Genomic DNA, 16,903 nt, shown 5'->3' with positions numbered 1-16,903 from the left:
GGGTTTAGGGTTGAGTCATATGCTGTTGTTTTTTTAATTGACACCATAAAATATCATGAAATAGTAAAAAATCAGGATAATGCAGGTAGCCTTTGCAAATAAATCCTAGTTTCTTTGAATATATTGAAACACAATAGCTTTGAGGGAAACAATTCAACAAGCCTAAAATGAAAATAGGAGTTTTAAAAGAGATAAAAGAGGGAGAACACAGGGTTGCGCTGAGCCCTGATGTCATCAAACAATTAATTAAGAAAGAGTTTTCAGTTACTATAGAACAAGGAGCCGGGCTGGGATCCAATTTTTCTGATGAAGACTACAAGGAGGCAGGAGCTACAGTCGCCGGTACACAGGAGGTTTTTGGCTCAGATGTGTTGCTGAAAGTCAATCTTTTTTCAAAGGAAGAGGTATCCCAAATGCAAAATGGCAGTGCTTGTATATCCATTATGTATGCCTATAACTATCCGGAAATACTTGATGAAATGAATAAGAAATCCATCATGTCTTTCTCTATGGATGCGGTACCTAGGATTTCCCGGGCACAGAAGATGGATTGCTTGAGTTCGCAGGCAAATCTTGCAGGATATAAATCTGTGATTTTGGGAGCCAATTATTTGGAGAAGATTTTTCCGCTTATGATGACTGCCTCAGGTACGATTACTCCGGCGAAGGTCTTGATTTTCGGAGCAGGTGTGGCCGGTCTTCAGGCTATCGCTACTGCCAAGAGACTTGGCGCAGTGGTGGAAGTCACTGATGTGAGACCTGAGACTAAAGAGCAGGTGGAGTCTTTGGGCGGTCGGTTTTTGACAGTTGAAGGAGCCGGAGATGTGAAAGTAGAGGGAGGATATGCTTCCGAGGTTTCAGCGGAATTTTTACAAAAACAGAAGGAGCTAATACAAAGTAAAATCAAGGATGCTGACCTGGTAATTACCACTGCATTGGTCATGGGGAAAAAATCGCCAATTCTAGTGACAGAGGAAATGGTGAAAAGCATGAAAAAAGGAGCTGTGATTGTGGATATGGCGGTAGAGTCCGGGGGGAATTGCGAAATCTCCGAGAAGGATCAAGTGGTGCGCAAATATGGTGTGACCATCATAGGCGAGTCCAACTTGCCTTCCTTGATGTCTACCAATGCAAGTCAGCTTTATGCTACCAATATCAGTACGCTGCTGCTTCACTTGACTACCAAAGACGGATTTAATCTCGACCGTGAGGAAGAAATCACCAAAGGCGTTTTGATCACTTATAAAGGCCAGGTGGTTCATGAATTCACAAATAAAATATTAAATAAGTAAGAAATAACCTCTTTAAATTATGAGCTCAGAAGCATTGATTATTCTGATTTATATACTTGTTCTTGCAAGTTTCCTGGGATTTGAGCTGATCGCAAAAGTTCCCCCCACGCTGCATACTCCATTGATGTCCGGTTCCAACGCAATTTCCGGGATTACCATCGTGGGAGCACTTTTGGCCTGCAATGAAATGGGATATACTACCCTGAGTAAATGGCTGGGAATGGCAGCCCTGGTGCTGGCCACCATCAACGTAGTCGGCGGCTACACAGTCACAGATCGTATGCTTAAAATGTTCAAGAAAAAATGAGTTTAGCAATAGAATTAGCCTATTTGATCGCCTCCATCTTGTTTGTGCTGGGGATCAAAATGTTGAATAAAACCCAGTCAGCCAGAAAGGGAAACCGTATTTCGGCGTTGGGGATGTTTATAGCCATATTGGCTACTATGGTTCAGATAGATGCCATCTCCCTGGTAGAGATTTTTGCATGTATTGTGTTGGGATCAGCTATTGGCCTGTATTATGCCAACAAAGTCGAAATGACCAAAATGCCCGAAATGGTCGCGGTTTTCAACGGGTTTGGTGGATTGGCCTCATTTTCTGTCGCTTTATCAGACTATTTCCTTAGGACGGATGTCAATTTGGAATCTATCGAACTGGTGACAGTGATCAGTATCATTGTCTCAGTCTTTATCGGTGGACTTACATTTACCGGTTCCTTGGTGGCTTACTTGAAGCTAAACGGAAATATTTCAGGTTCGCCGATTACATTCAAAGGTCAGCATCCAATAAACCTGATTTTATTTTTGGGATTTTTGACAGCAGCAGTCTTCACTGTAATTGACCAAACTGACCCTATGCTCATTATCATTCTGATAGTGATTGCGTTGGTGCTGGGTGTCTTGACTGTGATTCCTATCGGAGGTGCGGATATGCCGGTAGTGATTTCCTTATTGAACTCTTACTCAGGAATGGCGGCTTGTGCTACGGGTTTTATTCTGAACAACAATGTGCTGATCGTAGCAGGTTCTCTAGTGGGAGCGTCGGGGATTATCCTGACGCAGATCATGTGTAAAGCCATGAATCGATCGTTGATCAATGTGCTTTTGGGTGGATTTGGGCAAACGGTAAATGAGGCTCAGGGTGATGGCCCATCTATTTCGGTGAAAGAAATAGGAGTGGAAGAGACGGCTATGTTGTTTGATGGAGTATCTTCTGTCATTGTGGTTCCCGGTTATGGAATGGCCGTCGCCCAAGCACAGCATGTCATTCGTGAGCTGATGGAGCAATGCGAGAAGCGAAACATCGATTTTAAATTTGCCATTCACCCGGTGGCGGGAAGGATGCCCGGCCACATGAATGTCCTTCTGGCTGAAGCAAATATCTCTTACGACAAGCTGATAGAAATGGAATCCATCAACGATGAATTCCCAAATACTGATTTGGTGCTGATCGTAGGAGCAAATGACGTGGTAAATCCTGCTGCAAGGAACAATCCTCAAAGCCCGATCTATGGTATGCCTATATTAAATGCGGATAAAGCCAGGACGGTAATCGTCAGTAAGAGAAGTATGGGCAAGGGCTATGCAGGTGTGGAAAATGAGCTGTTCGGCTATCCAAACTGCCTGATGCTATTCGGAGATGCAAAGCAGACTATTACTAAAATAGTCTCTGAAATGAAAGAGATGTAATCAGAAGACTGGAATGCGGTAGGTTCAAGTCATGAGACTTGAACAGGTTCTGTGGCCTAGTCCAAGTTCTTCGGACTTGGACTAGCTTTGCTGCAGCCTACAGGCTGCGCTTCGGCAAGAAGAATCCTGCTGATTTTAAGAAAGTGTAAATGTTCTGGTCTTAAACTATATTAAATTGAGTTTGCTTTTCGGGATTGTGAGAAAAATAAGGCAGTCTGGAGGCTGTAATGCAGTGGGTTCAAGTCATGAGATTTGAACCGATTCTGGCCAAAATACATGTACATCGAATGTCGAAAATGCCAATGCTTACTGACTTTTAAAAATCAATTGTAATTGATCAATGAAGGCTGCTCTACGTAAACATCCGATTTTCTAAACCGTAGGTTTTTGCGGAAACTAACGGCAAACTTGGAACTTCCTTCATCATCGGTTGGGATAAATGTCCCTTTTATTTCCATGGTCCCAAAAATAAGGTTTTCATTTCGTGTTCTCACTCCAAGACTTATCCCCGTGAAATTCTGGTATTTATTTCCGCATGTTGGGCATTTTAACTTTGCCCAGTAGAAGGAAGAAAAAGGCGCTATACGGAATCCGATAAGTGACCATGGGGTGAATAGGCTAGATTCAAATCCAAAGGAGATCCGCTGGGTGGCATCTACTTCCTCTACCCGAAGACCGGGAATGGTATTGCCGCGAATCGTCAGCCATTCATTGGTGACTCCGTCGAAAAGCTGGGTATAAAATGCTGATGCATTACTTCTGATTTTGTACTTGCCTATAGAATAGGCCTGCGTGTAGAAGGTTCCACCGGTTTGGATTGCAATGTCTTCTGAACTTCCATTGCGAAAATAGCTGGCAGCATTCAAGGTGACTTCGTAGAAACTACCGCTGCTGTTCGCTCCTTTGTAATTCAGATTGACATCTGCATAGGGTCTTGCAAATTCCAAGGTCTTTGTATAACCTAATGTAGCTGAGAGATTACACCCAAAAGGAATATCTTCTGTACGTCCAAAGCCATAGACATATTGGGTTTTGAAGAAGTCCTGCTCATAGAGTGTAAACTGTGCCAAAACCCCTCTACTGTTGCGGTACTTCCTCTCCAACCCCATCTCTTCTTGGTCTGGATAACTGAGAAAGTACCCGTCAAAAGCCCGAAGTGCGACAAACTTTCTGCTTCTGTCCTGAAGTGCTTTTTCGGATCCAAAATTATACCCCAACCATAAGTTGCTTACATTGTATTTGTAGTCAAGGAAAACTGAATCCGGTCTGGAATCCACATTCTTTGACCAGTTTTGACTCCATCCGGCTCCTCCTGCTAATTTGGAATAAGGTGAGACCAAAGGCCTTTCCAGACTAATTCCCATAGCATATTCTTTTTCTTCGCCCAGGCTAATTCCAGAGTTCAACTGGGTGTAATAGGTTGAGAAATCAGCCAGACTTCCCATCACGCTACTTTTGGTGTAAGCAAATCCGATCCCGGTCTTTGGCTTTCTGTCCATATCATATAGGAAATCAAACTCGAATCCCTGAGCCCTTCCATCTACATTGGCATCGTAAACCTTGAATAAGGGTGCGGTAGGCAGGCTTCCTCCCACAGACCCTCCTATACTGAAAACATCCCGGCTGATTACTACCAGATCCACTGAGTCGGTACCGGGAACTTGTGTGGCTATGATCCTGCTTTCTAAAATAAAAGCCTGATCTCTAAGAAATCGCTCGTTGTCACCGATTTTATAGGGATTCAGACGCTGGTTAGGTTTGATGAAAAGATGTTGGCGGATTGTTTTTTCGCGAGTGTTGGTGTGCAGTTTATTTGCAATTCTGCCTACTTTCCGGACTATTGGTTTCTGTCGGCCATAGATAGAAAATTCAAAACCCAAGTTCTCTACTGAAATATTCCTGATGATCATTCCTTCATATGGAAGAAATTTTTCTTCTGCTTTTTCTACAAGTACAGTGTCCCTGTTCGATCGTGTAATAAAGTCCATTCCTTTGTCCAGGGCTCTTTGGGTTATCGAAACTTTTGAAGTGTCATTCGCATCTTGGGCAAAAATGTCTACATGTATGCAGAAAACTACAAACAACGCAAAAAGTGCTCTAAATGTCATATTTGACACATTTGTGTGGATAGATCTTTTGATTAGAAAGGATAAGTTTCGTTAGTGAAAGAATGTTATGGATTCATTACATTTTCTTTGCCATACTTGCAAAGCTACCGGGAGTTTGAGAAAAAGATGGTTTTGACTTGGCAGATTAAGAGAAAATAACAAGCCCCAGCTTAGGATTCAAAGTCAAAACTACTAACTCTGCGATTTGAATGTTATAAAATAATATTGTATATATAGCATGTGTTTGTTTTGGTTTGTACTGTATTGGTAAACAAAATAAATATAATATTTTGTGATATTTAATGTTTATGATGCTTGGCTTGTCTGGATCATACGAGGGGTAAGCTAGGTTCTTAAGGTAACAGGCATCCTTAGATAATTATTGGATGCAACATATTTTAATATAACCCTAAAGATAGCTTAACAGGCTAGTATCACATATAGAATACTTTTGAGATTGGAATCAAAAAGGAGTTTGCTACAACATGCTTTCCAAGATCAATTATTGAAAATTCTTAGTTACCCAACATTTAAATTTTATGCATTCAAAATTACCATTATCTAAAATCATCCGTGCTTCCAGCTGTATGATTATATGGGCTGGATTGAGTACCGGTCCATCTCATCTAGTCGCCGGGGAGATCAAAAATATGGGAGGGCTAGAAGTGAACAGCCCTATTACCGATGGAGTATTTATACTGCAATCCATCTCAGGTACGGTGACTGATGAGACCGGAGAGCCACTTCCCGGCGCAACGGTTCGGGTAAAAGGATCAGTAAACGGTACGGTTACGGATCTTGATGGGAAGTTTTCCCTTGAGGTAGGAGAAGATGCCGTCATTCAGATTTCTTATGTAGGATATATGCTGCAAGAGATTTCGGTGGGTGGGCGATCGACTATTGATGTCCAATTGGAGCCTGATGCTACGCAGTTGGATGAGCTGGTGGTGGTAGGCTATGGAACCCAAAAAAGGTCAGATGTCACAGGAGCTATTGGCTCTGTCAAAAGTGAAAACTTCAATAAAGGTGTGGTTTCAAATCCCGTAGATCTTTTGCAGGGAAAAATTGCCGGTGTAAACATTGCCTCCACCAGTGGTGAGCCCGGTGCCGCGCAAAATGTGATTATTAGAGGTGTAGGAAGCTTACGTTCAGGTACTCAGCCTCTTTATGTAATAGATGGCTTTTTGCTGGATAATTCCGATACAGGAATTGCCTCAAATCCCCTAAACTTCCTTAATCCTAACGATATAGAAAGTATCGATGTGCTAAAAGATGCCAGCGCTACAGCCTTATATGGTTCAAGAGCCTCTAACGGAGTAGTAGTAATCACTACTAGAAAAGGGAAAAAAGGAACTACTCAAATGAATTTCTCAGCTTCCTCAGCGTGGTCATCCTTGGCCAGAAAAATAGATGTATTCGATACAGATGAGTTTCGTCGCCAAGTAGTGGCTGCGGGTGGAGCTTTGCTGGATTTCGGTGGAGATACAGATTGGCAAGATGAACTGACCCAAGTCGGATTTTCCCAGGATTACAATTTCTCGATGAGTGGAGCCAACACCGAGAAATTTTCCTATTTCACCTCAGTGGGCTATCAGGGTCAAGAAGGTATTCTGAAAAACAGTGAGCTAAAACGTTATTCCGGAAAATTAAATATGAACCAGAAGGCATTCGACGGTAGATTGATCGTAGATTATAACCTGACTGCCGCACACACCCAAAATTTACGGCCTAGCATTTCATCCATAATCAGTGATATGCTGAGCTTAAACCCGACGATTCCGGCATATACAAACGGCGAGCCAACTTTGTTGGAAACCAATACTTTGAATCCACTGAAGAGGAATGAATTATATAGTGATAACGCCTCAAACAACCGTATTTTGGCGACGATTTCCCCTTCTTTTGAACTTGTTGACGGACTGACGTACAAGGCGAATCTTGGCGTGGATTACTCCAGTACAAACAGATATCAGCAGTACAAACCCTATACAGAAGTGATCAATGAGTCGAATATTTCGGATGGGGCACTGGACGAAGGAATAAGTGCCAATACCAATCAGCTTGTCGAGAATACCCTTACCTATAATTGGAATACAAATATCCACAAGCTGACTGTGTTGGCGGGACATTCTTACCAGACATTTCTGGATGAATACAGACTAACCTCATCTAAAGGGTTTGCAGATAATAATATTGAACCTAGGTATCAAGACCATAACAGTACAACCAAATATCCTACCACAGTCAATTCATCTGCGGTGAAAAACGAATTACAGTCATTCTTTGGTAGACTGAACTACACTTATGCCGACAAATATCTGTTTACGGCTACAATTCGGGCTGATGGATCCTCCAAGTTTGGAGACAACAACAAATATGGATACTTCCCTTCACTGGCTTTGGGCTGGAATGTAAGTAAGGAAGATTTTATGGCTAACTCATTCTTCAACAACCTAAAAGTTCGGGGAAGCTGGGGCAAAACAGGAAATCAGGAAATTCCATCCAAGATCACAAAAGCCAGTTATTCGGAAGATAGACTCTCTGAAGGATCGAAAAGTTACAATACTTATCCTATTGATACCGATGGCAATTCATTGGATGGTTACCCATATGGGATCGTTTTTACACGCTTGGCAAACCCCGATTTGCAATGGGAGGTATCTTCCCAAATAGATTTGGGAATTGATTTTGCGTTCTTTGACTACAGACTTACCGGTACCTTGGATTACTTCAATAAAGTGTCTTCCAATATATTACTGGAAGTAGTTCCTGCCGATCCGGTCCAGCCTACATCCACTTATTGGGACAATATAGATGATATGAAAATCCATAACAGCGGGATCGAATTGGCATTGGATTACACTAGCGATGAGCAGCGTGCCTTCTCGTATAACATCGGTGGTAATGTTACTTTTATCCAGAATGAAGTAAAAGACTCACCGTATTCTGTATTGACTACCGGAGCAGCTCAAGGTGCGGGCCAAACAGGTGCCACTATCAATGGATACATCAATAATCATCCTATCGGCGCATTCTATATGGTTCAATTTGACGGCATCACCGAAGATGGGGTGAATAGATTTAGGGACATCAATGGAGATGGTGAAGTCTTGGACAATGACCGAAGTGTGGTAGGAAGTGCTATTCCTAAATTCATTTACGGATTCCACACAAACTTTAAATACAAAGGCTTTGATTTAGGCTTGAATTTCAACGGTACAGCAGGAAATAAGATTTACAATCATACGGCCATGTCACTGTTCACCAAAGCTCAATTGTCCAGATCAAACAACACCACTGATTTTGCAGCTCAATATCCTGAAGAGTCTTTTAATAATTCCAATACGGTCTCTACCAGATTCTTGGAGAACGGCTCCTTTTTCAGATTGAATAATGCTACGCTAGGATATAATCTGAAATCCGAGATGATCGGATTGGGGGATGCTTTTCAAAACATCCGACTTTCTGTTACGGGACAAAACCTGTTTGTAATCACCGATTATTCCGGCTTTGACCCGGAAGTGAATACAGGTTCCACATCAGCCGGGATTCAAACCTTTGGTATCGATCGCTTTACCTACCCTAGAGCAAGAACGTTCTCCGTCAACCTGAATTTAACCTTCTAAAAAGAAAGTAGATGATTATTAAATCATTTAGAAAATCATAATCAAAATGAAAAATTTCAGATTTTACAACGTACTCCCCATTGCTGCTTTCTTATTCGCTTTCCTCGGTTGTACTGACTTGGATGAAGAAGTTCTTGATGAGTCACTGACAGGAACAGGTCAAGCGGAAGTGATAAGCGGATCCATTGCCCCGGTATATGGAATGCTTAGACAGATATGGTTGCACACCGTCAATTTCGGACTGCAAGAGGTAGCTTCTGATGAGGGTATACTTCCTTATCGGGGCGGAACAGACTGGTTTGATGGAGGCAAGTTTATTGCAATCCACCAGCACCTAATGACTCCTACAAACAGTTTGGTCGGAGATACATGGACCTCCATCACCCTGACGTTGTCCAGAGCGGTATTGGCAGAGGAGAGATTGCGATTGGAAGTGGAAAATGGCAATTCAGCCGCGCAAGACGCATTGTATGAAATGATTGCCATGAAGGCCTACCTGAATATGCTGGCACTGGACAATTGGGGACTTGTTTTCAAGAAAAATGCTTCTGACCAACTATCAGAAATTCTCAGAGGGCAAGAAGCAATCAGCTATATCGAGACCGAGTTATTGTCAGTAGTGAATGTGATCAATAGCAATAAGGGGCCCGGTAGGTTAAACAAACATGCAGTAAGTGCTTTGTTGGCGCGCTTATACCTGAATGCTGCCGTGTATAGAGATCCATATGGTACACCTGATTTTAGGTCGGAAGATATGGATAAGGTAATACAATACACAAATGAAATTATCAGTGGACCCTATTCATTGTCCGCAGAATACTTTGAATTGTTTGATGACGGTAACAATACCAATGCTGAAATCATATTTTCACTTGATCAAAGAGGAGTACTTCAGACCGAACATAGCCGATGGGCTTATTGGCCAATATCCGGAGACCTGATCCCAAGACCGGAATTCCCAAATACACGCGGAACTGATGCGGTAGGGGTAACACCTGATTTCTTTCAAACATGGGTAGAAGCTTATGGTAATGTAGATCCAGCTGATGCTGATGCCCGTTTTTTCAAGGAAAACACGATAATTCCTGAAAATCTAAAAGATCTGACCGGAGTAAATCCTACGAATGATGCAAATCATTTCTATACTATTGACGCAAAACAATTTGAAATAGACAGGGGAATTCTCAGGAATATTATATGGGGACCGAGAAAAGATGGCAGTGGAAATATAATGACTGACGGAGATGGAAAGGTGAAAATATATCCGGTGATCAACAGAAGAAGCAGCGGTGCAGACATACGCTATGTGGATCATACACTCAAAGTTGATTTTTCAAATGAGGGCAGCTTGCATAATGCCGGATACCGGTTCTCAAAGTATCAGTTTAGCCACACTGCTCCCGATTGTTGTAACTATAGTAGTGTTGACTTGGTCTTGATCAGACTTGGAGAGATTTATTTGATGCGTGCTGAAGCCAAGTTGAGAAAAGGAGATAATGCGGGGGCTTTAGAAGATATAAATACCTTAAGAACTTCCAGAAATGCACGTCCGGCGCAGACACCGGCTCCATTGAATGCTATTGATCTGGATGTGTTGTTCAGAGAATCCGGATTTGAGCTGTATTGGGAAGGACACAGAAGAAACTACCAAATACGCTTTGGTAAATATGAGGATAGCTGGACGGAGAAGAATGATTCCGATGTCAATAAGCGGTTGTTTCCTATTCCCCAAAGAGCTATGGACGGAGCGTCAAGCGAAACAGGCTTTTTGGTCCAGAATCCGGGGTATTAAAACATTTTTTTCCCCGGTTTGTGTCTCCACAAACCGAAATGTAACCCGTTCGTGAGGACACGAACGGGGGCATTTGGGCTGATCGTGAAGAGAAGAATGTGGCATGGATTCATTCTTCACCCTGGTTTGAGTATTCACAAACCGAAAAATAGCCTGTTGGTGAGAACTAATGAGAAGGGATGGGATTAAAAACTGCTGTCCTTGGGACTGAAAACAAAAAGCCGATGAGATTTATTTCTCATCGGCTTTTATTATAGCCTTGAGTTCCTCTCATCGTCCCGGTTTTTGTCTTCACAAACCGAAATGTAGTCCGTTCATAGGACACAAACGGCGGTGTTTGGGCTGTTAGACAGGAACGATGGCACGTGCGGTATGTGCATCCGTAAAGCACAAACGGTGCATAAAGAGAAAGTTAGTCTATTCTCTGGATGGTGTTATTTCTTAGATCAATCTGGAAATGATCAGAAGGAAGGGAGTTTAAGAGTTTGCAAAATATCCCAAAGAACTGAAGAAGGTCATTGTTTAGATTGGATTCAGTAGTAGGGGTTTTGGAGGAAACTGTCGCAAGCAGCTCTTCATAAAAAGCAATCCTATGGGTTGGAATTAGCTTTCTGCCAAGTTCATCTCCATTTTTTAACAAGTAGAAATCATCAATTATATGCCGGTTCTTTCGGGTGGAATGGTCTTTGGTATTCAGCAACTTCAATTTTTTGTTGAGAAAAACTATTCCATCTTTCTCATCCATTTTGCTCCATTTTACCAAATCCTGCATAGTTAGGTCTTCTAATAGCAAGGCGAGATTTTCCGGCCAATCGGAAGGGATAAATCTTGATTTTGTCAGTTCAAGCAGATGGTTTCTGGTGTACTCCAAGTAGTTCTTGGAAGCCAAAATTGTACTGTCCCAAATGCCCGGACTCTGATTTTCCAGCAGCCAGCGATGCTCCATCCGGTATAGGTCGAAGAATTCATTCATGTGTTCTACTTCGGTAAGCGAAATGGTTTCAATCTCAAAATTGCTTTGCTTGGTGATTTTTGCCGTTTTAAAGGCTGGCGGAAAAGCAGCCAAGGAAGGTACTTGGATATTATACATGGTATTGTTGGATGATTGATCTTGGTATAGGCCGGTGTCATTGATATGCATATGCCCGGCAAAGTGAATCTTGATGCCTGCTTCTGCATATAGCTTGCTGGTTTCTGTAAGCGGAACACGTTCGAGTTGAAATTTTTTTGTCCCAAAAAGTGATTCCATGGCATCAGAAGCTCCGTCATGGAATTCTACGAGAGGATAATGGCTAAAGGAAATCAGCGTTTTCCCTCTTTTCTCTGCTTCTGATGATACTTTTCTAACCCAGTCAAGCTGGTGTTTTTTATTGCTTATTGCTTGGTTGAATCCTACAGATGAACCTTTCCAATCGGGATTTGATTCTACCCCTGAATTGGTGTATACATTCCCGTCCAGGGCCAGCAACCAGATTCCTTCTACAGGCTCTACCACATAGCTGGCATCAGGTAACGTTAATTCAGAGTCTTCTATGGAATAAACCCGACTAGCTAGATTAGCGGAATTTCTTGTCTTATGGAAATCGTACTTATCATAGTCGAATTCTTCGAACGGATGAGCCCAAAACAGATCTTGTTCGCTTGGGAAAAAACCAAAATTCTGCAACGCATGCGTGATTTCCCCGTACCCCCAGAAGTTGATTTGGCTAGATATAGCAACATCTCCGGAGGAATAAAAGTCTGCCGATCCCGCAATGGTTTGCTGTGATCCGTCAGTTCCGAGAAAGTCAGTTTTGCCGGCTACTCCCCCATATGGCTTCACGGGGTCATGATTTCCTGTGGTCAAAAAGAAACGCATTCCTGAATTCTCCGAATAGTGATCCAGAATTTTTTTCAGAGCCAAGACGTTCATCGGCTGCCCGTCATCAGTGAAGTCTCCCGGAAGTACGACGATTTGTATGCCTTTTGTTTTCAGGTCTTCCAAAGCACTGAAAAAGGCAAAGTAATTTTCGTTAAACAGCCGGGTGGAATTTAGCTGGCTTTTCATTGTCCGGATAGTGGCAAATTTGCCGGTTAAAGGATTGAAAACCCCCTTGAATTCATCAGATTGGAGTTCTGCATAAACATCTTGGAGGTGCACATCAGAGAGAAAAGCGATTTCTGTAGCATCCGTTTGTGCCTGCAATGGAGAATTGAAACAGACTAATTGCAATGCCGCTCCTAATATCGTGGGAATGAAATGGTTTTTATTCAAAATCGGGTGAAGTATTAGTTGTTGTTCAAAACCGGATTCGGTCTTTCGTACACGTTTCCTTCAAAATTAACTTTGTAATCCGATTTGAAAAAAGTTGAAGTGTGGTAATAGTCCGTGGTGATAACTTGTGCTCCCGAAGCTTTGGCTCGTTCGAATGTAGTGTAATCTTCCGCTCGGGCCTCTTTGGTATCTGAATCTGCGCGGGTTCTAACCATATATCCTTTTCTTACCAGATCACAGATGTATGCTTCATCTTTTATGGGATTATTTATTATTCTGAACCCCGCAGTGGGATTTCCCTCCTTCTTATTTACAAAGAGTACAGCATCTTTCAGTCCGGGTTTGACGCTGAGATACCGGTCAATTTTTTCTTCATTTTCATCTAAAACAAAGAGAAATTTGCCTTTTACCTCATCCACGCTTGGCCAGTTTCCGGCGAGGACGGCTGTTTCCAGATCATCGTAATTTCCTTTTACCAGATCGGGGGTAATAAGCTTGTCCATTCCCAAATGCATCCTGATTTCCAGGTCAATACTGTCGAGCGCTGTAGCAGTAAATAGAAGTGTAGGACGGGTGCCTGTGATATTTGCATCTTTTGCATTGATCAAAATAAAGACAGGAGAATGATCAGGATTGCTATCACTCCAATTCTTAAGTGCTGTCAATGCATCTGCAAAGAGTAAGTAATGGGATTGAAAATCAAGATCTTGGATATGAAACAATTTTAATCCGGGCTTGGAGAGTGCTGCGCGGGGATCGTAGTTGGGAATTGTTCCTCCGCCGGTTTTTATGATTTCCAGTCCTTTGGGATTGGCATATCTTTCCCCTTCCGGATCATGGAATACATCCAGTTCCAGATTCCTTAATCCCAAGTCTAGCTGTGCTTCCAATGGAATATGCGCATATTCCAGGCTTTGCGAGGCCGATGGGTTCACTTTGGTCAAATATTCTAGCAGTTCCGGAGCCATTTCACTTTTGTAGCTGTTATGGCTACCGATTACCTGAATCTGATTGAGTTTTAGGTTTTGTGCGGAAAGATGCAGTGAAAAGAATAGGCAAAGGGTACTAAGAATGAGGGAGAAACGGGGTTTCATGGTGCTGGGTTTAATTGGCAATATTCAATTTTTTTGACAGTAAATCCCGAAATAGTGCTTCACCTTTTTGTTATGAATTCATCGGTGCCTAAGAGTGGGAGACTGCCTGTAATTAGTTTGTTTTAAGGGAGTTTCAACACCCATACCCACAATGGCATAAGTTTCAATAGACTTTTGATTTTATCAAAATGTTAAGGCTGGGGCATTTCGCTTTCGATATGGCTTCTTATCTTATTAAAAACCTATTTTTGGAAATGCGTAATTCCTTTTTTCTTCTCCTTCTTCTGGCAGCCTTTAGTGTTTCGGCACAGGACCATACACAATTTCAAATCCACTCGCACAACGATTACTTGCAAAAAGTGCCTTTTTGGACAGCTTTTGCAGCTGGGGCATCTTCCATCGAAGTAGATGTGATTTTGAAAGATGGAAAACTAATGGCTGCTCATGAAGCTGAGAGCATTGATCCAAAGCGGACAATTGAAAGTCTATATTTAGCCCCGATTTCTGAGGGGGTAAAAAATGGTTTGCTTTCCCACCTCAATTTTCATTTGCTGGTAGATCTGAAAACCGAAGCGTATGCTACCCTGAAGGTGCTGGAGGAAGGCATGAAAAACTACAAAGATGTACTCTATAGTGCGGATAATCCGGATGGATTGAAACTGATAATTTCAGGAAATAGACCAAAACCTGAGGAGTACAAAAACTACCCTGACTGGATGCTCTTTGACTATCAGAGCACGGAATTGACCGAGGATTTGCCATGGAGCAAAATAGGAATGGTAAGTTTGAGTTTTAGCCGGTTTTCTGTCTGGAACGGAAAAGGAAGAATGGTGGAAACTGAGCGTGAGAAAGTTCAGGACTTTATCGACTTGGTTCATAGTTTTGATAGACCCGTGAGATTTTGGGGTTCTCCGGACAGTAAGTCTGCCTGGAAAGCATTTCATGAAATGGGGGAAGACTACATCAATACCGACCATCCGATAGATGCTGCAGAGTACTTAAGTAAGTTGGAGGAAAATAGCTATCAAAACACTTCAAAACATAAAGTTTATCAGCCAAAATTCGATGTAGACGGAGCGGAAGTTCCGGTGAAAAATGTGATTTTGATGATCGGTGACGGAAATGGATTGACCCAGATAGCTGCAGCTCTATTTTCTAATGACAATCAGCTCAACCTGACCCTGCTGAAGAACATGGGATTGATCAAAACTCAAGCTGCGGATGACTTTACCACAGATTCGGCTGCAGGAGCAACGGCTTTTGCGACTGGAGAGAAAACAAACAACCGGGCACTGGGAGTGGATCCGAAAGGAAGAACTCTGAGAAATTTACCGGATATATTGGATGAGTACGGATTCTCAAGTGGAATTATCACTACTGATCAACTGACTGGGGCTACTCCGGCGGCGTTCTATGCACATCATCCCGAGCGTGATGATTCTGATCAGATTGCCGCTTATTTGCCAAAGAGTAAATTAGACTTATTCATAGGTGGAGGCGAAGCTAATTTTATAACCCAGAAAGAAAATCTGAAAAGTGCGGGATTTACTGTGAAAGACAGTTTACACCATACAGAAGCGGATCGTATCGGCTATTTTGCAGCATCGAAATCCTTGCCTAAAAAGCTGGATGGGAGAGGTGACTATTTGCTGAAAAGCACCGCTTTTGCGCTTGAGTTTTTTGACCGGAAAAGCCTTCCTTTTTTCTTGATGATAGAGGCTGCAAATATTGATTCGGGAGGGCATTCCAACAGTACCTCCATGATCGTATCCGAGATGTTGGATTTTGATGAAGTCATAGGCAGCGTAATCCAATACGTCGACGCAAACCCAAATACCTTGCTGATCGTCACTGCGGATCACGAGACAGGGGGAGCATCCATTCCGCAGGGAAATATCGCTTCTTCCACAGTGGAACTCGGGTTTCACAGCGATGATCATACGGGGATAATGGTTCCTGTATTCGCTTATGGGGCGCATTCCGGAGATTTCAGAGGGGTGTATGAGAATACTGCCATATTCCATAAGATTATGGAACTGATCAAAGAATATCACGGGAAATAAAAACAGCAGACCCTACCTTTTTCCCAGCAATGTGAATGGCAGCATAAAGAGGTTTCGTATCAGGTCAAACGACAAATCTATTGCAAAGCCCAAAAGCCTAAACGGAAGGAGCAGTAGCCAGAAGATAGGGTAAAGAAGTAAGCCTATAATCGCCAAGGGCCAGCAGAGCACAAAAAGAATACACCAGAGTAGGAAACTGATCATGTTTAATTTTTCCGATTTTATAGACAATACCTGTTCCGGTATGTAAAAGTCTGCTTTTGGCATTGCTGAGGCTGATAAGCCGTCATAAAATGTATCAATATCGTACATATCTCTACCTATATCGGACGATATACAATTCTCTGGTCCATTGCACTTGAGTAGTGGGTAGTAGTGCATTTGATCTCGCCTGGACAAGCTTTCTATAGCCACTGGGTTTATGGCTTAATACAAGTTGAAGTTTAGCCGGATCTGTTTTTCAAGCTAGTTTTGGCAAGTTGATCTTACTTCAATTGTAACAAAACCGACTGTATCAATAATAGGGATTTTGATAAGGAAGGATTAAGTTTTATGATTTTTTTTATTAAAGAGATCTAAAAAGATGAATAATTTCTCTAATTTGGTGTGAAGAAAATCTTTACTATTACTTGGTTTTTATGAATTTATTGAAAAAATGAACCGATATTCTTTGAATAAAGAGTTCACTTAAAGATACAATTGGTTTTTCTCATAGAGTAGTGGGTGAGATGTGTTTTTTTATAATGCATAAAGGTGTTGAAATAGTAATTAGGTTTTTAATTGTATGTAAAATCCCTGCAATGGGGTCAGATAAGTTGATTTTAATATAGTTTGCTTAAATCTTGAAGTAAAAAGTTTTGGTGTGTCTAGTTGATTTGCAGAATTTTTTAATTCTGCCAACCTGTTTTTATTTAAACGAATAAAGAATAGCAGTGCTGATAAGAGGACTTCGAAGAGAAGTCAGAGATTTTTAATTGATTGATAA

The 16,903-nt window shown here is 42.0% G+C and carries 9 protein-coding genes; 6 read left to right on the top strand and 3 right to left on the bottom strand.

Features of this window, described 5'->3' with window-relative positions:
• Positions 1-167: 167 nt before the first annotated feature.
• The 3 genes from ID165_RS12320 to ID165_RS12310 are packed head-to-tail and all read left to right on the top strand — an operon-like array spanning position 168 to position 2,981.
• Positions 168-1,292: a Re/Si-specific NAD(P)(+) transhydrogenase subunit alpha gene (locus ID165_RS12320; protein WP_192351009.1), complete on the top strand. Its 1,125-nt coding sequence runs from the start codon at positions 168-170 to the stop codon at positions 1,290-1,292.
• Positions 1,293-1,311: 19 nt separating this feature from the next.
• The gene (locus ID165_RS12315; protein WP_057935611.1) at positions 1,312-1,599 is read left to right on the top strand and encodes an NAD(P) transhydrogenase subunit alpha; all 288 of its coding nucleotides are present in this window, start codon (positions 1,312-1,314) and stop codon (positions 1,597-1,599) included.
• Positions 1,596-2,981: an NAD(P)(+) transhydrogenase (Re/Si-specific) subunit beta gene (locus ID165_RS12310; RefSeq protein WP_192351007.1), complete on the top strand. Its 1,386-nt coding sequence runs from the start codon at positions 1,596-1,598 to the stop codon at positions 2,979-2,981. The genes ID165_RS12315 and ID165_RS12310 overlap by 4 nt, the downstream gene beginning before the upstream one ends.
• A gap of 323 nt (positions 2,982-3,304) precedes the next feature.
• Here the strand turns inward: ID165_RS12310 and ID165_RS12305 are convergent, their stop codons facing one another.
• The gene (locus ID165_RS12305) at positions 3,305-5,089 is read right to left on the bottom strand and encodes a hypothetical protein (RefSeq protein ID WP_192351005.1); all 1,785 of its coding nucleotides are present in this window, start codon (positions 5,087-5,089) and stop codon (positions 3,305-3,307) included.
• Between the two features lie 539 nt (positions 5,090-5,628).
• On the opposite strand from ID165_RS12305, the gene ID165_RS12300 reads away from it, so the two are divergent.
• Positions 5,629-8,715, top strand: coding sequence for a TonB-dependent receptor (locus ID165_RS12300; protein ID WP_192351003.1), 3,087 nt, complete (start codon positions 5,629-5,631; stop codon positions 8,713-8,715).
• A 46-nt stretch (positions 8,716-8,761) separates the two neighbouring features.
• A complete protein-coding gene (locus tag ID165_RS12295; RefSeq protein ID WP_192351001.1) occupies positions 8,762-10,507 on the top strand; it encodes a RagB/SusD family nutrient uptake outer membrane protein in 1,746 nt (581 codons plus the stop codon).
• Between the two features lie 412 nt (positions 10,508-10,919).
• On the opposite strand, the gene ID165_RS12290 is transcribed toward ID165_RS12295, so the two are convergent.
• Together ID165_RS12290 and ID165_RS12285 are read right to left on the bottom strand one after the other, a co-directional pair.
• Positions 10,920-12,761, bottom strand: a complete 1,842-nt coding sequence (locus tag ID165_RS12290; RefSeq protein ID WP_192350998.1) for a metallophosphoesterase — start codon at positions 12,759-12,761, stop codon at positions 10,920-10,922.
• A 14-nt stretch (positions 12,762-12,775) separates the two neighbouring features.
• Positions 12,776-13,855 carry a phosphatidylinositol-specific phospholipase C1-like protein gene (locus tag ID165_RS12285; protein ID WP_192350996.1) on the bottom strand — a complete coding sequence of 360 codons (1,080 nt, stop codon included), beginning with the start codon at positions 13,853-13,855 and terminating at the stop codon, positions 12,776-12,778.
• Between the two features lie 254 nt (positions 13,856-14,109).
• On the opposite strand from ID165_RS12285, the gene ID165_RS12280 reads away from it, so the two are divergent.
• Positions 14,110-15,918, top strand: coding sequence for an alkaline phosphatase (locus ID165_RS12280; protein ID WP_192350994.1), 1,809 nt, complete (start codon positions 14,110-14,112; stop codon positions 15,916-15,918).
• Positions 15,919-16,903 lie beyond the last annotated feature (985 nt).

The organism is Algoriphagus sp. Y33, from assembly GCF_014838715.1.
In the GTDB taxonomy this organism is placed as follows: domain Bacteria; phylum Bacteroidota; class Bacteroidia; order Cytophagales; family Cyclobacteriaceae; genus Algoriphagus.
The sequence above is the reverse complement of the archived record's forward strand: the minus strand, read 5'-3'. Positions and strand labels throughout refer to the sequence as shown.